Source organism: Pseudomonas sp. Ps21-P2 (genome assembly GCF_039672565.1).
Taxonomy (GTDB): Bacteria; Pseudomonadota; Gammaproteobacteria; order Pseudomonadales; family Pseudomonadaceae; genus Aquipseudomonas.
On the sequence record NZ_JBDFPL010000009.1, the window covers coordinates 27,296 to 53,026 of the forward strand.

The 25,731-nt window shown below is 61.4% G+C and carries 20 protein-coding genes; 3 read left to right on the forward strand and 17 right to left on the reverse strand.

The features are described from left to right. Window positions 1–87: 87 nt before the first annotated feature. Window positions 88–555 carry a hypothetical protein gene (locus tag ABEH28_RS21655; protein ID WP_192174043.1) on the reverse strand — a complete coding sequence of 156 codons (468 nt, stop codon included), beginning with the start codon at window positions 553–555 and terminating at the stop codon, window positions 88–90. A 518-nt stretch (window positions 556–1,073) separates the two neighbouring features. Between ABEH28_RS21655 and ABEH28_RS21660 the strand changes: the two genes are divergently transcribed. After that, window positions 1,074–1,310 carry a DUF2789 family protein gene (locus tag ABEH28_RS21660; RefSeq protein WP_192174044.1) on the forward strand — a complete coding sequence of 79 codons (237 nt, stop codon included), beginning with the start codon at window positions 1,074–1,076 and terminating at the stop codon, window positions 1,308–1,310. A 92-nt stretch (window positions 1,311–1,402) separates the two neighbouring features. Here ABEH28_RS21660 and ABEH28_RS21665 read toward each other — a convergent pair whose 3' ends face one another. From ABEH28_RS21665 to iolC, 12 genes are all read right to left on the reverse strand, one after another. Continuing rightward, window positions 1,403–2,866, reverse strand: coding sequence for a DUF2235 domain-containing protein (locus tag ABEH28_RS21665; protein WP_346631045.1), 1,464 nt, complete (start codon window positions 2,864–2,866; stop codon window positions 1,403–1,405). A gap of 273 nt (window positions 2,867–3,139) precedes the next feature. Next, a complete protein-coding gene (locus ABEH28_RS21670; protein ID WP_346631046.1) occupies window positions 3,140–4,762 on the reverse strand; it encodes a methyl-accepting chemotaxis protein in 1,623 nt (540 codons plus the stop codon). Between the two features lie 186 nt (window positions 4,763–4,948). Then, window positions 4,949–5,353: a TraR/DksA C4-type zinc finger protein gene (locus ABEH28_RS21675; protein ID WP_122537744.1), complete on the reverse strand. Its 405-nt coding sequence runs from the start codon at window positions 5,351–5,353 to the stop codon at window positions 4,949–4,951. Window positions 5,354–5,701: 348 nt separating this feature from the next. Further along, window positions 5,702–6,724, reverse strand: coding sequence for an ABC transporter permease (locus tag ABEH28_RS21680; RefSeq protein WP_192174120.1), 1,023 nt, complete (start codon window positions 6,722–6,724; stop codon window positions 5,702–5,704). A 110-nt stretch (window positions 6,725–6,834) separates the two neighbouring features. Continuing rightward, window positions 6,835–8,397, reverse strand: coding sequence for a sugar ABC transporter ATP-binding protein (locus ABEH28_RS21685; RefSeq protein WP_346631047.1), 1,563 nt, complete (start codon window positions 8,395–8,397; stop codon window positions 6,835–6,837). Between the two features lie 79 nt (window positions 8,398–8,476). Continuing rightward, complete coding sequence (locus ABEH28_RS21690; protein WP_346631048.1) at window positions 8,477–9,403, reverse strand: sugar ABC transporter substrate-binding protein; 927 nt, start codon at window positions 9,401–9,403, stop codon at window positions 8,477–8,479. Window positions 9,404–9,937: 534 nt separating this feature from the next. After that, window positions 9,938–10,957, reverse strand: coding sequence for a Gfo/Idh/MocA family oxidoreductase (locus ABEH28_RS21695; protein WP_192174049.1), 1,020 nt, complete (start codon window positions 10,955–10,957; stop codon window positions 9,938–9,940). 31 nt (window positions 10,958–10,988) lie between these two features. Next, on the reverse strand, window positions 10,989–12,920 hold the full coding sequence (iolD, locus tag ABEH28_RS21700) for a 3D-(3,5/4)-trihydroxycyclohexane-1,2-dione acylhydrolase (decyclizing) (protein WP_192174050.1): 1,932 nt from the start codon (window positions 12,918–12,920) through the stop codon (window positions 10,989–10,991). A 223-nt stretch (window positions 12,921–13,143) separates the two neighbouring features. Then, window positions 13,144–14,643, reverse strand: coding sequence for a CoA-acylating methylmalonate-semialdehyde dehydrogenase (locus tag ABEH28_RS21705; RefSeq protein ID WP_074891127.1), 1,500 nt, complete (start codon window positions 14,641–14,643; stop codon window positions 13,144–13,146). Window positions 14,644–14,668: 25 nt separating this feature from the next. Continuing rightward, on the reverse strand, window positions 14,669–15,478 hold the full coding sequence (iolB, locus tag ABEH28_RS21710) for a 5-deoxy-glucuronate isomerase (protein WP_346631049.1): 810 nt from the start codon (window positions 15,476–15,478) through the stop codon (window positions 14,669–14,671). Between the two features lie 2 nt (window positions 15,479–15,480). Next, window positions 15,481–16,434, reverse strand: a complete 954-nt coding sequence (iolE, locus tag ABEH28_RS21715) for a myo-inosose-2 dehydratase (protein ID WP_346631050.1) — start codon at window positions 16,432–16,434, stop codon at window positions 15,481–15,483. Between the two features lie 60 nt (window positions 16,435–16,494). Continuing rightward, window positions 16,495–18,432: a 5-dehydro-2-deoxygluconokinase gene (gene iolC / locus ABEH28_RS21720; protein ID WP_346631051.1), complete on the reverse strand. Its 1,938-nt coding sequence runs from the start codon at window positions 18,430–18,432 to the stop codon at window positions 16,495–16,497. A gap of 246 nt (window positions 18,433–18,678) precedes the next feature. On the opposite strand from iolC, the gene ABEH28_RS21725 reads away from it, so the two are divergent. Beyond that, window positions 18,679–19,605 (forward strand): MurR/RpiR family transcriptional regulator, encoded by a 927-nt coding sequence (locus tag ABEH28_RS21725; RefSeq protein ID WP_346625356.1) that lies wholly within the window; start codon window positions 18,679–18,681, stop codon window positions 19,603–19,605. A gap of 171 nt (window positions 19,606–19,776) precedes the next feature. Beyond that, on the forward strand, window positions 19,777–21,090 hold the full coding sequence (locus tag ABEH28_RS21730; RefSeq protein ID WP_192174055.1) for a PAS domain-containing methyl-accepting chemotaxis protein: 1,314 nt from the start codon (window positions 19,777–19,779) through the stop codon (window positions 21,088–21,090). Between the two features lie 635 nt (window positions 21,091–21,725). On the opposite strand, the gene ABEH28_RS21735 is transcribed toward ABEH28_RS21730, so the two are convergent. The 4 genes from ABEH28_RS21735 to ABEH28_RS21750 form a co-directional block, all read right to left on the reverse strand. After that, window positions 21,726–22,727: a lysylphosphatidylglycerol synthase domain-containing protein gene (locus ABEH28_RS21735; protein ID WP_192174056.1), complete on the reverse strand. Its 1,002-nt coding sequence runs from the start codon at window positions 22,725–22,727 to the stop codon at window positions 21,726–21,728. Continuing rightward, window positions 22,724–23,965: a cardiolipin synthase ClsB gene (gene clsB, locus ABEH28_RS21740; RefSeq protein ID WP_192174121.1), complete on the reverse strand. Its 1,242-nt coding sequence runs from the start codon at window positions 23,963–23,965 to the stop codon at window positions 22,724–22,726. Before clsB ends, ABEH28_RS21735 begins: the two co-directional genes overlap by 4 nt. Window positions 23,966–23,979: 14 nt before the next feature. Next, complete coding sequence (locus ABEH28_RS21745; RefSeq protein ID WP_244656019.1) at window positions 23,980–24,693, reverse strand: endonuclease/exonuclease/phosphatase family protein; 714 nt, start codon at window positions 24,691–24,693, stop codon at window positions 23,980–23,982. 77 nt (window positions 24,694–24,770) lie between these two features. Then, window positions 24,771–25,688 (reverse strand): DUF72 domain-containing protein, encoded by a 918-nt coding sequence (locus ABEH28_RS21750; RefSeq protein WP_346631052.1) that lies wholly within the window; start codon window positions 25,686–25,688, stop codon window positions 24,771–24,773. Window positions 25,689–25,731: the final 43 nt, after the last annotated feature.

Below are 25,731 nucleotides of genomic sequence, written 5' to 3' on the forward strand. Positions count from 1 at the left end.
TTTCCGGGCGCAGACGGGCCCTCTACCCATCGCTTGGGCGTGGGGGATGTGGGCGCGATCCGTGTGCAGGCGTGTTGAAGCGCTGTTCTACTCGCTGGCTTTGAACGTCAGCTCGCCCTTGCGCCATTTGGCGGCTTTGGCGGTGGCGGCTTTGAGGACTTTGCTCAGGCCGGTTTGAATCTGTTCGTGGGCGGCGAACACCATGAAAATGCTGTGGGACTCTTTGAAGACGATGCCGTGGCCTTCGGGCACTTCGACAAACGCGTATTCGCCCAGACCGTAGATGGTCATCTTGATGTCGCGGAAGCGGATTTCGAACTTGCCGCCTTCACGGCTGGGCAATACGGCGGCTCGGAAGTGGTCACCCACTTTGAGTTCCAGCCCGGGCTTATCATCGACCACCAATGCGGTTTCGGTGTCGATCTCCGACATGTAAATGCCTTCAGGGGATTGTTCGATGACATAAACGAATCGCGCCTGGAACAGCTTTACCAACTTCGCGCGCACGTCTCCGAGCACGAATAATGCGTGGGTATCCAGATTACCTACTGCCAATGTACAAACTCCCAACCAGATAGGAACCCGCCCGGACAGCGGACCGGGCGGGAAAGAAACGAGAAATGGTGCGTCCTGAAGCCGGACGCTGGCGTTAGCATGGATTCTACCGGCAGTGAGTCTATACGGGATATATCCCTTTCGTCCGGTGTGAAGTGGTTTTTGTCAGACGATGTTCAGTAGGACTGGCTTTAGCCGGGAAGAGGCCTGTTTGATCACCCTCAATTCTTGGGTGTGACACCTGACGCTTTCCCGGCTGAAGCCGGTCCCTCTAAAAGCACGCAGGGTGTCCGTAGGACCGGCTTTAGCCGGGAAGAGGCCTGTTTGATCACCCTCAATTCTTCGGTGTGACACCTGACGCTTTCCCGGCTGAAGCCGGTCCCACTAAAAGCACGCGGTGTGTCAGTGCCCCTTCGGGCAATCTGTTAGAACTCTTGCCTGCCCCGCGCACTCCCATGCAACAGAAGGTTACTCACTGACCACGCCAATCCGGGTCCTTGACCCGTTCGGGAGAAAAAATGGAAATCATGACGCCGTCGCTTGAGCTGTTGTTCGAACAATTGGGGCTGGAGTCCGATCAGGCCAGCATCGACGCGTTCGTCGCCGGGCATCATCTGCCGGAAGGTGTGAAAGTGTCCGAAGCCGAGTTCTGGTCGCCGCAACAAGGGGCGCTGCTGAAGGAAAAAATCCAGCTGGATGATGACTGGGCACCCATCGTCGATGAGCTGAACGTCTTGCTGCACACCCCGACCTGACCCGTCGCACGTGCAAAAAAATGGCGGCCTACCAAGGCCGCCATTTTTTTTGCCGGATTCGCCATCATCGCCACCCGTTGCTTCAATGCCGCTCACTGTGGATAAGCAAGTTGACCGAGATTGGTGAACATCTGCCGGCCATTGAGCGCAGGGGCATGCACGAACAACCCATCGACCAGCGAGTCGCGTCGGGCATTGTTCCAGTGGGCCGAGCGATGGATGTAGCGCCGATACAACAGCGTCTGCTCGGCGTCACTCAACGCACCGCCCTCCCCTTTGGCGTGGCTGATCAGCTTGGCGGCTATGGGCCGCAACTCCGGTGGCAGGCTTGTTTCCGCTGATTCTTTGATGGGCAGGAACGGCACGCCCTCGTCGCATGCGAGCGCGTGCATCAGCCGCAGGTAAACAAGGGCGAGGTGGTTGTAGACGCGTCGCTCCAGCTTCACCGTCGCCACCACTGTCTTGACCCCGCGTGAGCTGCTGGCGAACCGTTCGAAACATTCCACGCCCAGCGAGGCGCTGTCATCGGTGGGGTCGAGCAGACGCCCCGCATCAAGAGTGGACAGCTCGGCGTGGGCCTGCAGCCAGGCATCCGTCGTGTCATAAGGCGTGCTGACGCTGACCAGGCTGCGGCGAGGCCGGAACAGCGAGACTTTCTCCATTTCCTGGGGCTGATAGCCGCCACCGATGTCCGAATGGCTGCCGGGCAGTACGATTTCCTGGGGCCAGTCGGGCTTGACGCTGTTGAGCACGAAGTTGCGCCGATGCTCATCGCCGGCCACCAGGTGCAGCACCTGCTGCGCGCACCCGGGGGGCAAAAACAGATTGACCCGTTTGTTGACCGCATCCCGAACGCTGCCCAGATCGGAAATCCCGCCCACGGCGGCGACCGTGTCGAACAGGCCGATGACCTTCAACCGCACGCTGCCACTGGCCCATGAAAAGCTGTCCGAAAGCGGCAATTTGCGGGGGTCGAGCACGGGGTCCAGCGCGCCACGGGATTTTTTCAGCACTTCGTTGGCCAGATGCCGGGCCGACGCCGCTCCCCGACTGAAGCCAAACACGTCCAGCTCCAGCGCCCCGATGACACAACCCGGGTTGTCGCTTTCAAACGTGTGAAGTTCATCGGCAAGCTTTTTGATGCCACGCGACACTTTCGCCACCACGCCAGTGGTGCCGCGACCGAAGCCTTGGCCCGACAAGCGGGAATCGCGCCCGCCAGATGTTGTGCCAACGCCACTGACATACACCGCGCCATACACAAACAGGCCGTCTGCATTAACGATTGCCTTGCGCTGTTGTTTATATAAACCGGCCAGTCGCGCGATATTGGTCGGGCTGTTGCTGTAACTGCTGCCGGCGTCAGTGTGCCGACCGCCACATTCTTTTATATGCACGCCGCCGTAGACTTCCGCCATGGCCTGGCAGTCGGCGCCGATCTGGCTATTCACCCGGTTATTGCCGGTCCCGTCGAAAAACACACCTAAGCGAACGGTGACCTGCTGCGCGCCGGCGCGGGAATCGGCCGACGCGTGACTGATAGTTTTTTTTGTCATTTGATTCATCCGTGAGTACTGACATGAGTCCCGAACAGGCGATTACATATTCGGACATATACTCACAGGATGATCGCAGTTAACGTTCCGTCAACCGATGGAACTGCACTTCAGACGCGTCCTACTTCAATATCGGACGGTTAAATAATTAAAGGGCCTAAGTCGTACAATTGACGCTCCCCGAAGATCTGCAAGCTTCAAGCGGCAAGCCACAAGACGCGCGATCACTGATAACTGCTCTTCACTTGCAGCTTGCAGCTTGCAGCTTGATCCTCAGCTTTTCTCCGGCCTATAACCCAGCCGCAGCCCGCCCCAATGTCGGCCCTTGACGACGATGGGCACGGAAAGATCGTGCATCAGTTCGCCGGTGTCGCGGGTGTAGGTCTGCAACAGCACCGGCTGCTGGTGACTGCCACAGCGAATGCCGGTGCGGTCGTCGAACTTGCGCTTGGTGCGGTTGTTCACCGCGTCGACCGCCGTATCACCCGTCAGCGGCCGGCTGAACACCTGATTGTGGGTCGGCACGTAACCCTGCTGCGTGCAGGCGATGGCGAAAACCAGACCCTCATGACGGGTCAGCAGCGGTTCCTGAATGGCCGGCAGCGTTTGATCGGTGTAGCGGTCGAAGCGCGTCTGGTACTTGGCCGGCGAGGTGTTGGGGATGGGCTGGTAAGTGCGGTCGAACAGATCGGTCAGGCTGACCCGGCCCTGATCGATGTCCTGCTCGAACGTCGCGGCTATCTGGCTGGCACCTTCCCGGGCGAGGTCATAAATGCGCTGGTGGTAGTCATCCAGGCCGACCTGAGCCAGGCGCTCGCTGATGGTTTCCGCCTGCTCTTCCATCTGCAACGCCGACTGCGCCAGGCGCCGGGTCTGGTCATCGCTGATGGCAAGGTCGCTGCGCATTTGCTCCACCGCCACGAACAGGCTGCTCAATTGCTCCTGATTGGTCTGGGCGCCCCGCGCGATTTCACCCACCTGTTGCTCTACCCCAACCGCCAGTTGAGCGATGTTCGCCAGTTGCTGTCCGGTGGATTCGACCTGGGCGACGCCGCCACTCAGGTCGCCCGATAACTGCCGAATCTGCTCGACCACCTGACGGGTGCGCTGCTGAATATCCACGACCATCTCCCCCACTTCACTGGTCGCCGTCGCCGTGCGCCTGGCCAGCCCGCGCACTTCGTCGGCCACAACGGCAAAGCCACGGCCGTGTTCGCCGGCGCGCGCGGCTTCGATGGCGGCGTTGAGGGCGAGCAGGTTGGTCTGGCTGGCGATGGACTGAATCACTGCCGTGACACGCTGGATGTCTTCGCTGCGCTGGCTGAGGGCTTCGATGAGTTCACGGCTGTTGTCGGCCCGTTCGCTGAGTTGGTGCATCAGACCAATCGAGGCGTTGAGGACGTCAAGCCCCGCGCCGCTGCTCTCCCGCGCCTGGCTGGCGGCGGTCAGCGCTTGCTGGCTAAGCGTGGAAGTGGCGCGCTCGGTGGCGATCATCACGTCGGCGCTGCTGACGATCTGCTCGGCCGCGTTGACCTGGGACTGCAGCTTGCCCGCCAGTTGCCTGACGGAAAACGCCACGGCCGCCGCAGACAGCGCATTGTGACTGGTGCTCCGGGACAGATCGCGGGTCAGACGGGTCATGCCGTCTTCGCCCGTCCGCGCCACCGCCACGGGCGTCCGACCCGCGAACAGCGCCGGTATCCACATCATCGACAGCGCAACGGGCAGGCATACATAAACCGACATACCACCCCGGACCATCGCCGCGAACAGCAGGCACAGGCCAAGGCTTTGCAGGGCGGGCGTCAGCCAGCGCGAACCGGCGGCGGTCCGCTGGTCGGGAGCCCCGTGAGCGGGTTGAGAGGGTGTTGCGGCGTGACGACCTTTCGCATCCATGTCCGGGACCTGCCCTGCTTTCATTATTGTGAAAGCATTAAACGCCCAAATAGCGGCCATGCGCCATGAGTCATTGGTGGTAGTCGGTCGGAATGTGCGGCGAAGGAAGGGGTTACGCAGTCAGCGCGTAAGGGATAGGCAATGGAACGGCTCGACCACCCGTTGCGGGCGGTCGAACCCGAGGGATCACGCCTGACGCTGGTGGCGGTCGATCTGCTCGTGACGTTCCTGAGCTTCGATGCAGTACTTGGTGGTCGGGCTGATCAGCAGGCGCTTGAGGCCAATGGGCTCGCCGCTGTCTTCGCACCAGCCAAAACTGTCGTCAGCGATACGGCTCAAGGCCATTTCCAGCTGTGGCAGCATGCGCTGATCGCGGTCAATCACGTTCACCAGCCAGTGGCGCTCTTCTTCCACGGAAGCGGCGTCGGCCGGGTCAGCCGGGGTGTCCAGGCTTTCGATCGCGATACGGCTCTGCTCGATGCGCTCGTGGATTTCGACTTTCATGGCTTGCAACAGGTCGACGAAGAACGCGTGCTGCTCGGCGTTCATGTAGTCATCGGCCGGCATCGCCAGCAACTTTTCCTTGGTCATTGATTTCTCTATAAAAAAACGTGCATTAAGGCGATCTCAAAGGTGCGCCTCAACCTGGCATTAAACGCGCCGTAGTCTCGAAGCGCCGCTTGGCACTCAATTTACGAGGGGCGGCAGTCTAAGGCCGGGTTCGGTACTCGGCAACATAATTGATCAGGATTCGTCCAACAAGGGTTTGAATACCCGGTGGCATTGGGTCGCGCCGGGGTTTGATCGCACCCTTCACCCGGCCCGGGCGTCCTCGAAACGAGGCAGATGGTGTCTGACCGACCGTGGCCTGATCGGTTCAAACCGATGAAAAACGAAAAGGGCCTGACAACAGGCCCTCTTCAATAACCCCTGAACGACTCAGCGCTTGAGCTTGCGCTTGTTGCGGTACTGATCGATGACCACGGCGATGACGATGATCAGGCCTTTGATGATGTCCTGCACGTAGGCATCGACGCCGACGAAGGTAAAGCCGCTGGCCATGACCCCGAGAATCAGCGCGCCGATGACCGTGCCGGTGATCCGCCCCACGCCGCCGGCGAGGCTGGTGCCACCGATCACCGCCGCCGCGATGGCGTCCAGCTCGTAGGAAACGCCCATCCCGGCCTGCCCCGTGGCCGCCCGCGCCGAGGCCACGACGCCCGCCAGCCCGGCCAGCAGACCGGCGATGCTGTAGACGATCACCAGATGACGCTTGACGTTGATCCCCGAGGTGCGCGCCGCTTGCATGTTGCCGCCGATGGCGTAGGTGTATTTTCCGTATTTGGTGTAACGCAGGGCGATGTGAAAGATCACCGCGACCACCAGAAAAATGATCACCGGCATGGCGCCCTGGCCGATCGCGGTGTAGGAATCATTCAGCATGCTCACCGGCTGACCACCGGTGTAATAGCGCGCCAGGCCCCGCGCCGACACCATCATGCCCAGGGTGGCGATGAACGGCGGGATGCCGGTGATGGCGATGATGCTGCCGTTGATCGCCCCGGCGAGCAGACCCACCCCAAGCCCGGCGATGACCGGCGCCCACACCGGCAGGTCGGTAAGCGACGGAAACACCGCCCGGGTGTAGTCCGACGATTGCGCCAGGCTGGCGGCAATCATCGCCGACAGCGCCAGCACCGAGCCTGACGACAAGTCGATGCCGGTGGTGATGATGACCTGAGTCACGCCAATGGCCAGCAGGCCAATGATCGACACCTGCAGAATCATCAGCACCAGCCGCTGGGAATTCATCAGAAAGCTCTGATCGCGGACGATCCAGCCGAACAGCTCGAAAATCAGGCCAATGCCGATCAGCACCAGAAAAATGCTCAGTTCGGTGGGCAGCCGGCGTTTGTGCTTGCGAGGTGCCAGCGCGGGTTTGTTTTCCAGCATCGCGTTCATCTTCATGTGTGCCTCTAGTTCTTGTTCGACCCGAACGGGGCATTGCCACTGGGGCGTGAAGCAGTGCTCGAACCGGCGCTTCAGTAGCCAGAGATCGTGTGAATGGGGAGTCAGTGAACAGGGTTTCCGGACGCCAGGTGCATGACCCGTTCCTGGGTGGCCTCGGCGCGGTCGAGGGTGCCCATCATTTCGCCTTCGTGCATGACCATGACCCGGTCGCTCATGCCCAGCACTTCCGGCAGTTCGGAAGAAATCATGATCACCGCCATGCCTTCGCTGGCGAGCAGGGAAATCAGCCGGTAGATCTCGGCCTTGGCGCCGACGTCGATGCCACGGGTCGGCTCATCGAGAATCAGCACCCGCGGGTTGGTCATCAGCCAGCGCGCCAGCAGGGCTTTCTGCTGATTGCCGCCGGACAGCGTGTCGATGCACTGCTCAAGGGACGGCGTCTTCACCCGCAGCTTTTTGCACATGTCTTCGCACAGCACGCGCAGGGCTTTCTGATGGACGAAACCGTTGCCGACGTAATGGGGCAGCACGGCCATTTCCATGTTTTCCAGCACCGACAGGCACGGAAACAGGCCGCTGAGCTTGCGGTCTTCGGTGAGCAGCGCAAAGCCTTTCTCGATGGCGAAGTGCGGGTCGCTGACACGGATCGGCGTGCCGTCGAGGAAAATGTCCCCGCGCGTGCTCGGGGTGATACCGAAGATCGTTTCAGCGACGTTGGTGCGCCCCGATCCCATCAGCCCGGCGATGCCGAGTACTTCGCCCGCGTGCAGGTCGAACGACACGCCCTCGAACACGCCGTCCAGCGCCAGGTCGCGCACCGACAGCAGCAGCTTGCCGACGGGCTGGTCGCGTTCGGGAAACAGCTGGGTCAGTTCACGGCCGACCATCATGGAAATCAGGCTGTCGCCGTTCATGCTGTCGGCCCGCTGCAGGCCGATGTAGGCGCCGTCGCGGAACACCGCCACTTCATCGGCGATGGCGAACACTTCGTTCATCTTGTGGGTGATGTAGATGATGCCCTTACCCTGGGCGCGCAGGTCGGCAATGATCGAAAACAGGTGGGCCACCTCCGTCTCGGTGATGGCGGAGGTCGGCTCGTCCATGATCAAGACGTCGGAGTCGTAGGAAACGGCCTTGGCGATCTCGACCATCTGCCGTTCGGCGATGCTCAGGTTGCCGACCATTTCTTCCGGATCGAGGTTGATGCGCAGGCGTTCGAGCAATTCCGCCGTGCAGCGGTGCATCGCGCGGTGATCGACCATGTGCAGGCCGTTGAGCTGCTCGCGGCCGATCCAGATGTTTTCGGCGATGCTCATGTGCGGCATCAGGTTGAGCTCCTGATGGATCATGGCGATGCCCGATTGCAGCGCCGCCAGCGGCGACTGGAACACCACCGGCTTGCCGCGCAGGCGGATTTCGCCGGTGTCGGGCTGGTAGATGCCGGCGATGATTTTCATCAGCGTGGACTTCCCCGCGCCGTTCTCGCCCATCAGCGCCAGCACGCTGCCGGGCCGCACGCGCAGTTGCACGTTGTCCAGCGCCACCACCCCGGGGAAGCCCTTGCTGATGTTGGTGATTTCCAGCAGATAAGGGTGTTCGGCGTCGCTCGCCCTCCCGGAAGCGGGTGGATTGTTTGAAGCCGAAGCGGTTGCGGAAGCGAACATGGTCACAGGCTCCTCGAGTGACAGGGCGGCAGAGGCACGGCGGCGCTCTGCCGGGTGTCAGTCGGTGTGAGGTGAGCGGTTATTTGAAGGTGCTGACGTTGTCCGGGGTGATCAGCTTGAAGGGAATCACGATGGCCTGTTCGGGCAGCGTTTCCTTCTTCGCCAGCTTCACGGCCGCGTCAATCGCGCCCTCGCCCTGCCCCTTGGCGTCCTGGAACACCGAAACCGAGAGGTCGCCTTTCTTGACCGCGCTCAGGCCGTCCGGCGTGCCGTCGACACCGGCCACAAACACCTCACCTTTTTTACCGGCCTGCTTCAGGGCCATGGCCGCACCGATGGCCATTTCGTCGTTGTTGGAGATGACCGCCTTGAAGTCGCGGCCCTGGGTCAGCCAGTCATTGGTGACGTCCATGCCTTTCTGCCGCTGCCAGGCGCCGGTCTGCTCCTGGGTGACCTTGATGTCAGGGTAGTTTTTCAGCACTTCCTTGACCCCCGCCGTGCGGTCGCGGGTCGAGTTATTGGCCAGCTCACCGAGCAAGATGACGACGTTGCCTTTGCCGTTCATTTTCTTGGCCAGGTATTCCATCTGCATGCGCCCGGCTTCCTTGTCGTCGGAGGTCACGGAGGCAACGCCTGCGGGCAGCTTCGGATCATCCGGACGGCGGTTGACGTAGACCAGCGGAATGCCAGCATCCGTGGCCGCCTTGGTGATCTTCACGGTGGCTTCGGTGTCGACGGGGTTGACGATCAGTGCGTCGACCTTCTTGCCAATCAGCTCCTGCACCTGATCGAGCTGTTTGTTCACGTCATTGCGACCATCCACGAACTGCAGATCGACACCGCCCATGGCTTTGACTTTCTTGTCCATGTCCTCGCGCATGTAGGTCAGGTACGTATCGTCGAACTGAGACATGGACACGCCAATCTTCAGGTCGGCCGCCAGGGTGACGCCGCTGCTCAGCATCAGGGCCAGGGCGAGTGAGGTGAAACGGAGTGGGGTATTCATGAACGGTCTTTCTCCAGATTCTTGTTGTTGTAATAGCGGGATAACGACTGCTGGAGGTGCTGGCGTTTAGCGCGGAGCAGAAGACGCCGCGTCTGAAAGGTGCGCGACCGAACCGCCCGATGCCCCGCACACCATAACGCCGCGACTTTCGACGCAGAGCACGTGGGCGATGGTTTCGAGGGCGGATTCGAACGCAGGGGCAGCGTTGATGAATGTGCGGGAAACAGCTCGGGGAATGGCGGGAAGCGCGAGTAAGAAGGGGCGGCAAGCCTTGGCGGCTGATCTGAAAATGTTCATCGGCGGTACCTGTCTGCGATTGGCTTTCTTGTTTTTGTGTCGCTCGTTCGACCTGCTGCCGGGAGACCCGACACCAGGCGCTGACGGCGATCGTCGGCAACCTGGAAATGACTCTATTGGAAAATAATTTCTACTTCAACAGCTTTTAGAATTAATTTCTATTTTCGTTCTGATGCGCCCCGTCTGGGCTGTTGGTGGGTGTAGCGCAGTGCCTCACAGGGCATCTGCGTGTGCTTTTCACAGCACCACCACCCTGCCCTCCATCGCGCTGATTCTTGCGGCATCCAGCACCCTGGCCGAGGCCACCGCATCGTTTGCATCCACAGGATTACGCCCCTGATTCATCACCGCCTCCTGCCATTGCCGGTAAAACTCGGTCCAGCAGCCACGCTCCGACGGGACCCGCTCACGGTGCTCGCCCTGTTCGAACCAGCCCCAGCGTCGGTGTTCTTCCACGCCCCAGCGTTCGCCTTCGGACTTGGGTGACAACCCGGCCAGTGCGGCAGCCTCCTGACCGTCGAGGCCCTCGACGGTATAGCAGCCCTGTAAACCGTTGACCCGAAATCGCGGGCCCTGGGCGTTTTGCAGGCAGTTGCCCCAGAGGTGCGAAACCACGCCGTTGGCATGGGTCAGTGACATGAAGAAGCCGTGATCAACTTTCTGCCCAGGGGTCGCAAATTCAAGCTCGGCGTACACCCGCTTCACCGGCCCGAACAGCAGCAGCGCCTGATCCACCAGATGGCTGCCAAGATCCCGCAGAATGCCGCCGCCGCTTTCCTTGCCAACCGACGTGGGCGAATAGCGCTCGACACGGGACTCGAAGCGGCTGATGTCGCCGAGAACGCCCTGATCAATCAGTTTGCGCACGGTGAGAAAATCCGAGTCCCAGCGACGGTTCTGGTACACGCCCAATAGCACCCCTCGGCGTTCGGCGGCGTCTACCAGTTCCTGGGCGGCCTGGGCATCCGGCGCGAACGGTTTGTCGCTGACAACCGGGACGCCGAGCTCGATGGCGTCGAGAATCAATGCCCGCCGAGAGGCCAGCGGCGTCGAAATCACCACCGCATCGACCCCGGCCGCGACCAGATCGGCGAGGCTGTCGAAGGCCGGGACTTTGGGGTAGTCGTTCCGCAGGTCCTGCCGGCGTTCCGGCGAGCGGGTGACCACGCCGGCAAAGGTCACGCCGGGCAGGCTGGCGATCAGCGGTGCGTGAAAATAGCGCCCGCCCTTTCCGTAGCCGATGAGTCCGATTTTCATGGGTGAATGTCCTGTCCCTGCAGAAGCGTGTTCAATACTGACGGGCCTTGGCCAACGCCGCTTTTTGCCGTTCATATGCATCGGCCGTTGTACCCGCGGTCGACACCTGCGCCACGCCCACGCGCCACCACGACAGGTAGCCGTGGATCATGGTTTTCGGCAGCACCTTGATGTCGATCAGCGTCGAAACCGTCTGGGTACGCGCATCGGCCAATGCCGCTTCCAGCTCTTGAGCGTTGCTGACCTTGTAAGTCTTGCAGCCATAGGCCGCGGCACTCATCGCAAAATCCACCGGCACGAAGTCGCCATCCAGCTCACCGGTTTCGGGATTGCGGTAGCGGAACTCGGTGCCGAAACTGCCCATGCCGTTGCCCATCTGCAGATTGTTGATGCAACCGAAGGCCATGTTGTCGAGCAGCACCACGTTGATCTTGCGCCGCTCCTGAATCGAGGTGGCCAGTTCCGAGTGCAGCATCATGAAGGAACCGTCGCCCACCAGGGCGTACACCTCACGCTGGGGCGCTGCCATTTTCACGCCCAACGCGGCGTTGACCTCATAGCCCATGCACGAATAGCCGTACTCGACGTGATAACTGTCGACACTGGTGCTGCGCCATGCCCGCTGCAGATCTCCAGGCAGACTACCGGCCGCCGCGACGATCACCGCGTCCCCGGGCAATTGCTGGTTGAGCACGCCCAGCACTCGGCTCTGGGTCAGGCACGAACCGGTCATCTCGATGAAGTCGCGCAGCACCTGCGGGTCAAGGTGGCCGCTGACTTCCGGCTCGAAGTCTTCGGTCTGGTATTCCACGGCGTACAGCCGATCCACTTCCGCCTCCAGAGCAGCCCTTGCCTCGCGCGGCTGATCGCCCCACTGCGCGCGGTAGTCGCCCAGCTGATCCGCCAGGGAACGAAGCGCCAGGCGCGCATCGGCCAGCACCTGCACGCCATCGAGCTTCTGCACATCGAAGGCACCGACGTTTAGGTTGAGGAACTGCACCTCAGGGTTCTGAAACAGGGATTTCGAGCCGGTGGTGAAGTCGCTGTAACGGGTCCCGACGCCGATGATCAGGTCCGCTTCCCGCGCCAGGGTATTGGCCGCCAGCGTGCCGGTCTCGCCGATGCCGCCCATGTTCAGCGGATGGGCGGAAACGATGGCGCTCTTGCCGGCCTGGGTTTCGCTGAACGGAATGCCGAAGCGCTCGGCGAACGCCTGCAGCTCGGCGGCCGCGCCGGAATAACGCACGCCGCCGCCACAGATCAGCAGCGGTTTGCGCTTGCCCTTGAGCAGCGCCACGGCGTCATTGAGCATCGCTTCGGTGGGCGGACGGCGGTCGATGCGGTGCACGCGTTTTTGCAGGAAGGAATCGGGGTAGTCGTAGGCCTCGGCTTGTACGTCCTGGGGCAGCGCCAGGGTGACGGCGCCGGTTTCGGCAGGGTCGGTGAGCACACGTATGGCGTTGAGGGCCGCGCTCATCAGTTGCTCGGGGCGGTTGATGCGGTCCCAGTATTTGCTCACGGCCTTGAAGGCGTCGTTGGTGCTGATGCTGAGGTCGTGGAACTGTTCGATCTGTTGCAGCACCGGATCAGGCTGGCGACTGGCGTAGACATCGCCGGGCAGCAACAGCAGCGGTATGCGATTGGCCGACGCAGTGGCCGCGGCGGTGATCATGTTGGCGGCGCCGGGGCCGACCGATGAGGTACAGGCGTAGATCTTGCGGCGCAGGTGTTGCTTGGCAAACCCCATGGCAGCGTGGCACATGCCTTGTTCGTTGCGACCTTGATGGACGACGAGATCGCCGCGGTCCTGCTCAAGCGCCTGGCCCAGGCCGAGCACGTTGCCGTGGCCAAAAATGGTGAACACCCCGGCGACGAACTTGCTCTGCACGCCGTCGACTTCGACGTACTGGTTATCAAGAAACTTCACCAGGGCCTGGGCCATGGTCAATCGAGTCGTGGTCATGCTTGCACCTTGTTGTTATTGGCGGTGATGGATGCCCGGGGAATGGTTAGCGGACTTGGCTGACTGGGCTGAATATTCAGACTCAGCGATGATCCCTGTGGGAGTGAGGTTGCTCACGAAGGGGCCGGTCCGTCTGGCACATCCCCAGTGGCCATACCGCCGCCTTCGCGAGCAAGCTCGCTCCCACATTGACCGCGTACGACAGACGGTCAGCGCAAATTCCCTACTTCGCCGTCGGCATGCTGAATTCCGCGCCCTTGGCGATGCTGTCCGGCCAGCGCTGCATGACGCTTTTGTAGCGGCTGTAAAAGCGCAGGCCTTCTTCGCCGTAGGCATGATGATCGCCGAACAGCGAGCGCTTCCAGCCGCCGAAGGAATGCCAGGCCATCGGCACCGGGATCGGAACGTTGATGCCCACCATGCCGACCTTGATGTTGCGGGCAAAGGCCCGGGCGATGCCGCCGTCGCTGGTGAAGCACGACACGCCGTTGCCGAATTCGTGGGCGTTGATCAGCTCCACCGCCGAGGCAAAGTCAGGCACGTGGACGATGCCCAGCACCGGCCCGAAGATTTCTTCCTTATAGATAGTCATTTCCGGCGTCACGTCATCGAACAGCGTGGCGCCGACGAAGAAACCCTGTTCTGCGCCCGGCACGCTGAAGTTGCGCCCGTCGACGATCAGCTTCGCGCCTTCCTGCACGCCCTGGGCGATGTAGCCCTCGACCTTGGCCTTGTGCACCGCCGTGACCAGCGGGCCCATGTCCGAATCGGCGTTCATGCCGTTGCCGACCTTGAGCGCATCAATGCGCGGCAGCAGTTTGTCGATGAGTTTCTGCCCCACGTCTCCTACCACCACAGCAATGGAGATCGCCATGCAGCGCTCGCCCGCCGAACCGTAGGCCGCGCCGATCAACGCGTCGGCGGCCTGATCCAGATCGGCATCGGGCATGACGATCATGTGGTTTTTCGCACCGCCGAGGGCCTGCACCCGCTTGCCGTGGGCCGTGCCCTGCTGATGAATGTATTCGGCGATGGGCGTGGAGCCGACAAACGAAATCGCCTCGATGCCCTTGTGCTGCAACAGCGCGTCCACGGCCACCTTGTCGCCCTGCACCACGTTGAACACGCCATCCGGCAGGCCCGCCTGTTTCAACAGCTGCGCCATCAGCAGGCTCGCCGACGGGTCGCGCTCGGACGGTTTGAGGATGAAGCAGTTGCCGGTAACCAGCGCCATGGGAATCATCCACAGCGGTACCATCACCGGGAAGTTGAACGGCGTGACGCCAGCGCAAACGCCCAGTGGCTGACGCAGGTTCCAGTTGTCGATGCCGCCGCCGATGTTGTCGCTGTAGTCGCTTTTCAGCAGGCTCGGCGCGCCACAGGCAAACTCGACGATCTCGATGCCCCGCACCACTTCGCCCTTGGCATCGGAAAACACCTTGCCGTGCTCGCGGCAGATGATGGCCGCCAGCTCGTCGTGGTGCTGGTCAAGCAGTTCCTTGAACTTGAACATCACCCGCGCACGCCGCAGGGACGACTGATCCGCCCACGCGGGAAACGCCGCCTGGGCAGCGGCAACGGCTTCATCGACGGTCTTCAGTTCCGCCAGCGCCACCCGGGCCTGCACGGCGCCGGTGGCCGGATTGAACACATCGCTGAAACGCTCGGCGCTGTCGTGAATCTGGCCGTTGATGTAGTGGCCGATGATCGGGGCGTTGCTCATGACGGGCTCCTTCAAAAAAATTGGGTTACAGATCCAGCAGCCAACTGTGCTGCGGATCGTTGTGGAATTGCCATGCGCGCTTTGGCCCGGCCATCACGTTCAAATAATAGGATTCGTAGCCGTACGGCACGCTGACCGGGTGGTAACCCTTGGGCACCGTGACCAGATCGTTGTTCTCCACGGCCATGGCCTGATCGATGCTGCGATCGTCGGTGTACACGCGCTGGAACACATAGCCCTGGGGCGGGTTGACCTGATGGTAATAGGTTTCTTCGAGGAAGCTCTGGTGCGGCAAATCATCCGTGTCGTGCTTGTGCGGCGGGTAGCTCGACGAGTGGCCCGAGGGCGTGCGCACCTCTACCACCAGCAGCGAATGCGCCGGTTCGGAATCGGGAAGGATGTCGCAGACGTATCGGGTGTTGGCCGCCCGGCCGCGCACGCTGCGTTTCATCGTGTCGGGGGTGATCACGCGCGCCGGCAGGTCTTTGGAGGCATCGCCCGGCGCAGCGCACACGGCAATCTGCACCGCGCTCAACGCCGTGACTTCGGCTTGACTGCCCGGCGGCAGGTACACCGCGAAGGGCGATTTGTCCTCGAACACGGACTGCCGATCACCGAGGTTTTCCCAGTTGAAACCGCCCTGCCCCGGCGACTCGCCGCTGACGCTGATGCGACCGCTGAGCAGCACCAGGCAGATTTCCTTGTCGCCCGCATTCACCGGCAGACGTTCGCCGACGCTCAATCGGTGGGCGGAGAAGCCGACGTACGTCAGCACGCCGTCGGCCAGCGCGACGACATCGCGCCCTTCAGCCTTGCTCTTGACCAAGAGATTCATGTTCACAGGCTCCTCTGTTCAGGCGGTTGTTGAGGTGCGTTCTGTTGTTGAGCCGCGCTGTTCAACTGCGCGGCGGCCAGCAAATGGCGCAGGGTCTCATAGCCCTTCTTCGCGTAGGCATAGCTCGGCGCAACGGCCGGGTCCTGTTCCGCCTCGACCACCAGCCAGCCTTGGTAATCCGCTTGCATCAGCACGTCCAGCAGCGCGGCGAAATCGATGTCGCCATCGCCGGGCACGGTGAAGGTGCCGTTGACGATGCAGTCCGGAAAACTCCACAAATTGTTGCGCGCCAGCTGCACCACCGGCTTGCGCACGTCCTTGAAATGCACATGGCAGACGCGATCGATGTGTGTGCTCAGCACTTGAAGCGGTTCCCCGCCCCCCATGTAGCAGTGACCGGAATCGAACAGCAGTCCGACTTCGCCGCCAGTCAGTGCCATCAGCGTGTCGATGTCCTCCGGCGATTCCACGTACGCGCCCATGTGGTGGTGATAGGCCAGACGCACGCCTTGGGACAAGGTGAACCGGGCCAGCTCAGTGAGCTTGTCGGCGTAGGCCTGCCAGGCACTGGCGCTGTGGAAGCGCGGTCGTTCGACCAGTCGGATGCGCTGGCCCTGAATCGAATCGGCCACTTCGCCGTAGACCAGCACCGTGGCGCCGTTGTGCTTGAGCAGTTCGACATGGCTGGCGATGGCGTCGATTTCCTCGGCCGCCGAACGGCTGGCGAGCCGACCGGAATACCAGCCCGACACCAGCGCCAGGTCATAGGGGCGCAACACATCGGCCACGCCTTGGGCGTCCTTGGGGAATTTGCCGTTGAGCTCGAAGCCTTCGTAGCCGATTTCCTTGCCCTCGCTGAGCGCGGTTCTCAGGGGCGTTTCGCCACCGAGGGCCGGGAGGTCGTCGTTGCTCCAGGAAATCGGGTTGATGCCAATTCGGATTGCAGAAGCGGGCATGGCTGCACCTTTACTGTTGTTATCACGTTCAACTGAACACACAGTCCGCGGGTTCGGACTTCAAGCCCGGGCGTCGCGCCAGGACTCGATCAGGAAACCGAAGTTGCTCTGTACCCGAGTGATCAGGTCCGCGTCATCGATTTCGCCCTCCAGCCAGGCTCGGCTGGGTTCATGAAAAATCGTGCGGCCTACGGCAAACCCACGGCAGGTGGTGCTTTTCGCCGCCTGACGAAAGCCGACCGCCAGGGTTTCGGCGGGCGCGTTCAGCCCCAGCAACACCACACCCCGGCAGTACGGATCACGCTCATGAATCAGCGCATCGAGCTGTTCCCAGACCTCGGCGGACTGCGATTCGATTTTCCACCAGGCCGGGTAAATGCCGAGGTTGTAGAGGCGCTTGAGGGAACGGTAGATGACATCCGGATAGGGCGAAGGATGATCCTTCGGCGGAATCACTTCCAGCAGCAGTTCATGACCGCTGGCCAGCGCTGCCTGATACAGCCCCAACAACTGCGCTTCCTGTTCCAGGCGCAGCATCGGTTCGTCGTCCGGGTGGTATTGCACCAGGCACTTGATGATCTGTTCCTGAGGCCAGGCCAGTAGAGTGCTGCCCACCGAGCGCCCGTGCTCGAACGCCAGTGGGCGCGAGCCTTGCACTTCCACCGGACGTGCCACCCACCAGCCGCGCCCGCTGGCCGCATTCAGTGAATCCTGACCAAAGCGCTGGTCCGCCAGCACGCCGACATCGGCGGCGATGCCGCGCTTCTCCAAATCGGCCTCAACCCGCGCGACCGCTTGCACGAACAACTGCTTGAGCTGGCCGATACACGCCGGATCGCGCCCGGCCTTTTGCGCCAGCTCGACCAGTTGCCCGCGATGATCGAAGGCGAAGATGAACAGCGGCTGCCATTCGCGACGGGGCACGCTGACCCGGTGCAGACGTTGCAACACCGCGTCCTGATCGGGTCGAGTGATCGGAACCGGGCTGTTAAACAGGTATTCCAGCTCGACGAGCGTCGGCATGGCCGGCGCGCAGGCGTGCCGCGACACCACCAGACCGCCGCAGGCATTGGCCAACTGGCAGCAGCGCTCATCGCTTTCGTCGTTGAGCCAGCCCTTGAGAAAGCCGGACATGAACGCGTCGCCCGCGCCGAGGACATTCAGTACTTCCACGCGTACGCCAGGGTAAATCGCGCCGTCTTCCAGCTTCGCCGGAATCGCCCCGTGAATCACTGTGCAGCCCTGGGGCCCGAGCTTCACCACCAGCGTCGCGGCACTGAGCTCACGAACCCGGCGCAGGGCGCTGAGCAAATCGGTCGAGCCGCCAGCGATGAGGAATTCTTCTTCGGTGCCGACGATCAGATCGAAGCGCGGCAGGATGCGTTGCACGTGCTGGCTGACAGTGTCGTTGGCGACGAAGCGGGTTTCGCCGTCAGCCTTGCCGGCCAGGCCCCACAGCACCGGGCGGTAATCGATGTCGAGGACGCGTTTGACGTTGTGTTTTTCGGCGTAGTCCAGCGCCTGACTGCTGGCGCGGAACACCTGATCGGTGGAGAAATGCGTGCCGGTGATCAACAGCGCCTTGCTGGAGGCGATCTGCGCTTCATAGATGTCTTCAGGCTGCAGCGCCATGTCGGCGCAGTTCTCGCGGTAGAACACCAGCGGAAAGGTTTCGCGGTCCTTGATGCCGAGCAGGACCATGGCGGTCAGGCGTTCGGCGTCGACCTTGATGCCGCTGACGTCGCAGCCCTCCCGCGCCAGGGATTCCACCAGGAACCGGCCCATATGGTCGTCGCCAACGCGGGTCAGCATGGCTGACTTCACGCCCAGCCGTGCGGTGCCGAACGCGATGTTGGCGGAGGAGCCGCCGAGGTATTTGGCGAAACTGCTGACGTCCTCAAGGCGCGCGCCGATCTGCTGCGCATAGAGATCGACGCCCAGGCGCCCGAGACAAATCACGTCCAGCTGACGCCCGGTGGCAAAACGAGTCTGGCCCATGCCGGCCCCTCTTCTTTTATTGTTATGGGTTTGATTGCTGATGCCCTTGCCCACAAGCGAGGTGCTTGCAAGCGAGTTCGTGGATGCAGACTAGAACGGCGCCCGGGCTTGATCAATGAATTTTTCTAAATTATTTTCATGTGGAATATTTATTCCACTTTGCATTGCAGGTCGCACCCTGCAAAACTGGCCGCCTGTCCTCCCGGACACTCCGCCACGCCACCCCCTGCCAAAGGATTCGCACGTATGTCCAGCCTCGATCAGCCAGGCTCGCCCGAAACCGGAGCCGACGGCGCAACGCCCGTCACCGCTGCGCCGGAGACCGCCGATGCACTGCTCAAGCTGATCACGGCCGAATACGAGAGCCTGCCGCGCCAGCTCAAGCGCATTGCCAGTTACATGAGCCAGCAGAGCGACCGGATCATGGTCGACCGCATCAGCGACATCGCCCGGGAATGCGAAGTGCATCCGTCGGCCATCGTGCGGTTTTCCCAGCGCTTCGGCTTCAGCGGGTTCAGCGAAATGCAGGCGCTGTTCCGCGAGGCCTACACCCACAAAGCCACGCCGGTGCAGAACTACCAGCAACGCATTCGCAGCATGATCGCCAATAAATCCCAGAAGGCCAGCGCGGGCGACCTGGCCCGGGAATGCGTCAACGCTACGCTGTCGGGGCTGGAGCGGCTGGCGCTGGAACTGGACGACGAGGCCTTCGAGAAAGCCGTGGACCTGGTGGTCAACGCCGACAACATCTACGTGGTCGGGGTGCGACGCTCCTTCGCCGTCGCCGACTATCTGGTCTACAACCTGCAGCACACCAACAAGCGCATTCACCTTATTTCCGGCCTCGGCGGCAGTTACCGCGAGCAGATGCGCAGCGTGCGCGCCAACGATCTGGTGATCGCCATCAGCTTCACGCCCTACGGCAAGGAAACCCAGCACTGCCTGCGCATCGCCCAGCATCATCAGGCCAAGACGTTGATCATTACTGACAGCAACCTTTCTCCCCTGGCCAAGCGCGCCAATGCCGTGTTGCTGGTCAACGAAGGCAGCTCGTTCGCCTTCCGCTCGCTCAGCGCAACCTTGTGTTTGTGTCAGGCGCTGTTCATTGCCGTGGCCTATCGCCTGGAGCTGAAGGTGGACGAAATCGCCGAACAGGCCGGTTTCGATGACTGATAACCGACAACCTTGTACAAACCCGACGAGCTGTACAAGTTCAGCATAGCTTTTTAACATCACCTGCGTAATGATCGGCTGCACTGCAAATGGAACACGCATCTGAGCTGCATCTCGCTCGCAAGGTCATGGATCAGGACCACACCTCAATCACTTGCCTGAGCCGCCATCATGTTTTTTGACTCGTCCAAGAATAAAATCATCCAGGACCTGCAACTGACCGTCGCCCATCAGGACAGTCTGTTGGAGGCGATCAATCGCTCGATGGCCAGCATCGAATTCGATCTGAACGGTGTGGTGCTCAAGGCAAACGACAACTTCTTCAAGACCATGCGCTACCGGCCCGAGCAGGTCATCGGTAAAGAGCACCGCATGTTCTGCACCCCCGAACACGCGCGCAGCCCCGAGTACGCCCAGTTATGGTCGCGCTTGCGTAATGGAGAGTTCGTGTCGTCGACGTTCCAGCGCGTGGCGGGCGATGGCAGCACCGTATGGCTGGAGGCCAATTACAACCCGGTCAGGGACTCGGACGGCAAGGTCACCCGGGTGGTCAAATACGCGATGGACGTCACCGCCAAACTTCAAGCCGAGAGCGAAGCCCACAATAAGCTGCAGGCCATCGACCGCGCCATGGCAGTCATTGAGTTCGATCTGGACGGCACGATCATCGCTGCCAACGACAACCTGTTGCGCTTGCTGGGCTACAGCCGGCAAGAGCTGCTGGGTAAAAGCCACAAGTTGCTCTGCCCCCCTGAGTTCACCAAAAGCACCGAGTATCAGGACTTTTGGCGTCGGTTGAACAAAGGCGAGTTTTTCAGCGATCAGTTCAAGCGCGTCGGCAAGCACGGCCAGACGCTCTGGCTGGAAGCGTCCTATAACCCGGTGTACGACGCCGCTGGCAAGCTGTGGAAGGTGGTCAAGTTTGCGTCGGACGTGACCGCGCGTATCGAAAAGCACGAGCAGGATTCCCAAAGCGCTGCCCAGGCGTATCACATTTCGGTGCAGACGCAGAAGTACGCCGAGCAGGGCACCCTGGTGATTCAGCAGGCGGCCAGTGAGATGCGTCAGATTTCGCAGAACATTGATGATTCGTCGCGGATCATTGGTCAGTTGGGTGAGCGCTCGGAGCAGATTACAGCGATCGTGAATACGATTCGCAGTATTGCGGATCAGACGAATTTGCTGGCGTTGAATGCAGCGATCGAGGCGGCCCGGGCCGGTGATCAGGGCCGTGGCTTTGCGGTGGTGGCCGATGAGGTTCGGCAGTTGGCGGGGCGCACGAGCCGGTCGACGCAGGAGATTTCGGAGATGATTCAGGTGATTCAGGCCGAGACGCGTCAGGCGATTGTGAGTATGGACAATACGCGGAGTACGGCGGTGAAGGGTGTGGATCTGGCGGATCAGGCGGGGGATGCGATTGTGCAGATCAGTTCGGGGACGAATGATGCGGTGGATGCCGTGAGGATGTTTGCCGGGCGGGATTGACCCTTAAGGTCAAGAGCGTCTGTCTGGGGACAGACTGTTTCGCCTTCGGCGAGTTACTTGATAAAGCCCCAAGTAACCAAGGGCTTGTGCTCCTGGTTGGGTTCCTCCTTCGTCGGAATACCCTCACTCCGACGACGCTCCGTGGGCCCGCGCCGAACGGACATCCATGTCCTAGCGGCGCTCTCGCCGCATCCATGCGGCTCGGCCCACTCCGCGTCGTCTGCGTTCAGCCTGCACCCAAGTCGCGATTGGCGGTGTTTGAACCTTCTCTGTATGAGATCAAAAGCAAAAGCTTCCCGGCTGAAGCCGGTCCTACAGTCAGAGCCGATGCCACTGACTGCACGCGCTGCTTTTTGTGGGACCGGCTTTAGCCGGGAAGAGGCCAGTTCAGGCGCTGGCGATTTCAGGATCTTCGCTGATCGTGCCCAGGCTCCGCGTGGGCATGCATACCGTGACGCTCCGCGTCACCCGACACCGGTTCCACTGAATGCACTCGATGTTTTTGTAGGACTGGCTTTAGCCGGGAAGGGGCCAGTCCGGGCAACACTTTTTTTGGACTGAATTGAGCGAATGATTTATTTACGACGCCTCACTGTAAATTCGTCAGTCCCCGAGCTCCCGCGTCACTCTCCCACTCACAACTGCTCTTCATTCCTGAGCCGCATGGCTTTCGCCCGTTTTTCCAAAACAACGTAAACCACCAGCGCAATCATCAGCGGGATGAGGAAGTAGATCACCCGATAGCCAATCAGCGCAGCCAGCAGTTGGCCTTTGCTGAATTGGTGTTGCATGAGGGTGATGAAGACGGTTTCGAGCACGCCGAGGCCGGCAGGGATGTGGGCGATGACGCCGGCGATGCTGCTGATGAGCAGGATCCCGAGCACAGCCGGGTAGAAGGCTTTTTCCGGCAGCAGCACGTAGATCAGCAGCGCCATCAGTCCCCAGTTCAATGCGCCCAGCAAGGCCTGGCGCATGGCCTGATTCAGCGATGGCAGCACAAACTGTTGCTTGCGGATGGTCCAGGTGCGTTTCTTGGAGAAGCGGCAGGCCAGGAAGTACGCCAGGCAGACGGCCAGCAGGACGAAGCCGATCAGTTGCAGCGTGGTGTCGCCGATCTTCCAGCCTTCGGGCAGGTCAACGAAATCACCCGCGAATACAAACCCGGCCAGCAGCATGTAGCCCAGCCAGTTGGTGATCAGGCTCAGGCTGAGGATGCGGGTGATGGTCGGCACGTCCAGGCCGAGCCGCGAATACAGGCGATAGCGAAGCGCGATGCCGCCGACCCATGAACTCAGGTTCAGGTTGAAGGCGTAGCACACGAAGGTCACGGGGATGATCTGTTTGACCGCCAATTTGTGTTCGGTGTAGCGCCGGGCCAGGACGTCGAAGCAGCAATACGTCAGATAACTGCCCGCAGCGATGACGAAGCCCAGCGCCAGGGTGCTGAGCTTGTAGGACTCCAGCGCGTGCATCACCTCGTTCCAGTCGAGGTTTTTCATCAGTGTGAACAACAACACAGGCACGGCGATGAAGAAGAACAGCGTGAAGGCGCGCTTGGCCCACGTCAGCCACGGACGATTCTTGCCCGTGTCGGCCGGTTTCTGCTCGTGAGTGGACGCTTGGGAGACGCCGGTCATAGGGATTTCTCCTGATCGGCCGGTACTTCATTTTTAAGCGCAGCGGCTTCCGGCAGGGTTTCCGGCGCGCGCAGGGGTTTCAGGCGTGGGCCGTGCACCGGGAACAGACCGGCAATCGCCGGGAAGTGCCGCAGGAAGTGGAAGCTCAGAAAAATCATCGGCGCACGCCACCACTGCCCTTTCGCCAGGCCCTTGAGGTTGACTTGTTTGCTGTGGGCCACGGCCAGGTCGCGCAGGTGTTCGTGCAAGCGCTGGTTCAAGGCGTGATCGCGGATGAACAGGTTGGCTTCCAGATTTAGCGCAAGGCTCAACGGGTCGAGATTGCTGGAACCGACGGTTGACCACTCGTGGTCGATCAAGGCGACCTTGCCGTGCAACGCCCGTTGTTTGTATTCGTGGATGACCACGCCTTCGCGCAGCAGCCAGGTGTAGGTCAGGCGCGAGCACACGCGCACGAAGGGCATGTCCGGTTGGCCCTGAAGGATCAGCGTGACTTTCACCCCGCGTCGGGCGGCGTTGCGCAGTTCACGCAAGAACCGGTAGCTGGGGAAGAAGTAGGCATTGGCGATGGTGATGCGCTGAGTCGCGTTGCGCATCGCCAGCAGGTATTGCTCTTCGATGTCGGTGGTGTGGTTTCGGTTGTCGCGTTCGGCAAGGAGCATGCGAGCGCTGCCAGCCTGACGCGTCACCGGCTTGAGCGGCGTAAAGGTTTTGCGCACGGCCGGGCCGAGCATGCTCAGCGTCGAGCGATAGATGTCGGCAACAATCGGCCCGCGCACCAGTACGGCGTAGTCCTGCTTGGCAGTGATGCCGGTGTCGGCCATGTGGTCGACGCTGTAGTTGATCCCGCCCATGAACGACGTCTCGCCGTCGATCACCACCACTTTGCGGTGCAGGCGCCGGAACAGGTTGGTGCGCATGCCCATCAGTTTCGGGCGCGGGTCGAACAGCTGAATCTGCACGCCGGCTTCGATCATCTTGCTGACGAAGGCCGTGCTCAGGTCGCTGGTGCCGTAGTCGTCCACCGTGATGACCACGCGCACGCCACGGCTGGCGGCAGCAATCACCGCCTGCTGCAAGCCCTCGCCCACCCGGTCTTCGAAAATGATGAACGTCTCGATCAGCACCTCTTCGCGCGCCGCACGAATGGCGTCGAACACCCGGGCGAAAAAGTCTTCGCCATTGATCAACAACTCCACCGAGTTGCCGTCGCGCCAAAGGCCGCACATGGCGCCCATCGCTCTCATACCCCTCATAGCGTTACCTCCACCGCCAAAGGCGCATGATCGGAAAGGTGCGACCAGGGGCGATTGGACATCACCCTGGGCGACCGGATGTGCGCGTTGCGCACGTAAATGCGGTCCAGCCGCAGCAACGGAAAGCGCGCCGGAAAGCTTTTCGCCGGCGCACCAAAGGATTCAACAAAGACCTCGCGCAGCCCGGCAGGATTCAACACGTCATCGGCCTTCTGCCGCCAATCATTAAAATCCCCGGCGACGATCACCGGCGCATCGGCTGGCAGACGCCCCACCAGATCGGCGATCAACTTCAGCTGCTGCTGGCGATGGACCTCTTTCAGGCCCAGGTGCACGCACACCGCGTGCAGCTCGCCAAAATGCGGCACGTCCAGCACGCAATGCAGCAGGCCGCGCTCTTCGGTGCCGTGGATCGAAATATCGAGGTTGTCGTGACGGAGGATCGGGTACTTGGACAGCAACGCGTTACCGTGATGGCCGTGGGGATACACGGCATTGCGGCCGTAGGCGAAATCCTTCCACATGCTGTCGGCGAGGAATTCGTACTGCGAGGTGGTCGGCCAGTTCTTCACGTTCTGCGCATGGTCCTGATGCTCGCCGTGGACTTCCTGCAGGAAGACGATATCGGCGGACACCGAGCGCACTGCGTCGCGCAGCTCCGGGAGGATGAAGCGTTTGTTGAGGAAACCGAAGCCCATGTGCATGTTCATCGTCAGCACGTTAAGGGTGACCGAGGCCGACGCGCTTTGTCGTCGGCCGTTGAGGTCTTCGGGGATCAGGGCACTGGTCACAACGTGGCTCCATGCAAATCGCCTGGCGCAACTTCCAGGTTTTCAGTGAGTTTGAAACGCTCAAGCAACCGGCGCGCGTCGTAAGGGGCGCGGACCTTGATGTCATTGTCGAAATAGCAAAAAACGTCGCGGGACTTCCGCGCGCGCAGGGCTTTGTCCACGATCAGTTGAGCATCCTTGGGCTGCGCGCCCCGTTGCCAGGCATCGATGCGGTCGCCCCAGTGCCTGATCGCCTCGTCGGAATAGCCGCTGGCGTAGAGTTCCTTGTCGCCGTGCAGGCGCACGTAGACGAAATCGGTGGCAAGGTCTTCCACATGGGGCCACTTGCCGGCGGTGTCCGCCACCACCAGCGCCACCTTGTATTTGCGCAACAGCGCGACGAACTCAGGCACCAGAAAGCTTTCATGGCGAATTTCAACGGCGTGACGCAGCTTCAGGCGTGCCGGGATGTCCAGATAACCCGGCTGCTGCAAGCGCTCAGCGCATTTGCTGGCGCAGGCCTTGGCGGCTTTACCGTCGTGGGGCAGCAGTTTAAGAAAGTGCTCGAAACGCTCGGCGTCGAATTTGAAGTTGGGCGCGAACTGCCAGAGGATCGGTCCCAGTTTTTCCTTGAGCTGAAAAACACCGGAGGCGAAGAAATTGGCGACGGGTTCGTCGATCTCTTTAAGGCGGCGGACATGGGTGATGTAGCGCGGGCCCTTGACGCTGAAAACAAATCCCTTTGGCGTGTCGTCGTACCAGCGCGCGTACAGCTCAGGCGATTGCAGCGAATAGAACGAGCCATTGATTTCGATGCTGTTCACGGCTCTGGAGGCGAATTTCAACTCGTTTTTCTGCGTCAGGCCGTCGGGATAGAAATCCCCGCGCCATGGCGTGTAACGCCAGCCTGAAATGCCGATACGAATGTCGCCCATGCCTGTGCTCTCTGATGTCCTGCCGCGGCACCTGCCCCGACAC

What these genes read in the sequence shown, in the direction of transcription:
- ABEH28_RS21660 (WP_192174044.1), top strand. Translation starts at nt 1,074, where the DNA reads ATGGAAATCATGACGCCGTCGCTTGAGCTGTTGTTCGAACAATTGGGG.
- ABEH28_RS21665 (WP_346631045.1), bottom strand. Translation starts at nt 2,866, where the DNA reads ATGACAAAAAAAACTATCAGTCACGCGTCGGCCGATTCCCGCGCCGGC.
- ABEH28_RS21670 (WP_346631046.1), bottom strand. Translation starts at nt 4,762, where the DNA reads ATGGATGCGAAAGGTCGTCACGCCGCAACACCCTCTCAACCCGCTCAC.
- ABEH28_RS21675 (WP_122537744.1), bottom strand. Translation starts at nt 5,353, where the DNA reads ATGACCAAGGAAAAGTTGCTGGCGATGCCGGCCGATGACTACATGAAC.
- ABEH28_RS21680 (WP_192174120.1), bottom strand. Translation starts at nt 6,724, where the DNA reads ATGAACGCGATGCTGGAAAACAAACCCGCGCTGGCACCTCGCAAGCAC.
- ABEH28_RS21685 (WP_346631047.1), bottom strand. Translation starts at nt 8,397, where the DNA reads ATGTTCGCTTCCGCAACCGCTTCGGCTTCAAACAATCCACCCGCTTCC.
- ABEH28_RS21690 (WP_346631048.1), bottom strand. Translation starts at nt 9,403, where the DNA reads ATGAATACCCCACTCCGTTTCACCTCACTCGCCCTGGCCCTGATGCTG.
- ABEH28_RS21695 (WP_192174049.1), bottom strand. Translation starts at nt 10,957, where the DNA reads ATGAAAATCGGACTCATCGGCTACGGAAAGGGCGGGCGCTATTTTCAC.
- iolD (WP_192174050.1), bottom strand. Translation starts at nt 12,920, where the DNA reads ATGACCACGACTCGATTGACCATGGCCCAGGCCCTGGTGAAGTTTCTT.
- ABEH28_RS21705 (WP_074891127.1), bottom strand. Translation starts at nt 14,643, where the DNA reads ATGAGCAACGCCCCGATCATCGGCCACTACATCAACGGCCAGATTCAC.
- iolB (WP_346631049.1), bottom strand. Translation starts at nt 15,478, where the DNA reads ATGAATCTCTTGGTCAAGAGCAAGGCTGAAGGGCGCGATGTCGTCGCG.
- iolE (WP_346631050.1), bottom strand. Translation starts at nt 16,434, where the DNA reads ATGCCCGCTTCTGCAATCCGAATTGGCATCAACCCGATTTCCTGGAGC.
- iolC (WP_346631051.1), bottom strand. Translation starts at nt 18,432, where the DNA reads ATGGGCCAGACTCGTTTTGCCACCGGGCGTCAGCTGGACGTGATTTGT.
- ABEH28_RS21725 (WP_346625356.1), top strand. Translation starts at nt 18,679, where the DNA reads ATGTCCAGCCTCGATCAGCCAGGCTCGCCCGAAACCGGAGCCGACGGC.
- ABEH28_RS21730 (WP_192174055.1), top strand. Translation starts at nt 19,777, where the DNA reads ATGTTTTTTGACTCGTCCAAGAATAAAATCATCCAGGACCTGCAACTG.
- ABEH28_RS21735 (WP_192174056.1), bottom strand. Translation starts at nt 22,727, where the DNA reads ATGACCGGCGTCTCCCAAGCGTCCACTCACGAGCAGAAACCGGCCGAC.
- clsB (WP_192174121.1), bottom strand. Translation starts at nt 23,965, where the DNA reads ATGGGCGCCATGTGCGGCCTTTGGCGCGACGGCAACTCGGTGGAGTTG.
- ABEH28_RS21745 (WP_244656019.1), bottom strand. Translation starts at nt 24,693, where the DNA reads ATGAACATGCACATGGGCTTCGGTTTCCTCAACAAACGCTTCATCCTC.
- ABEH28_RS21750 (WP_346631052.1), bottom strand. Translation starts at nt 25,688, where the DNA reads ATGGGCGACATTCGTATCGGCATTTCAGGCTGGCGTTACACGCCATGG.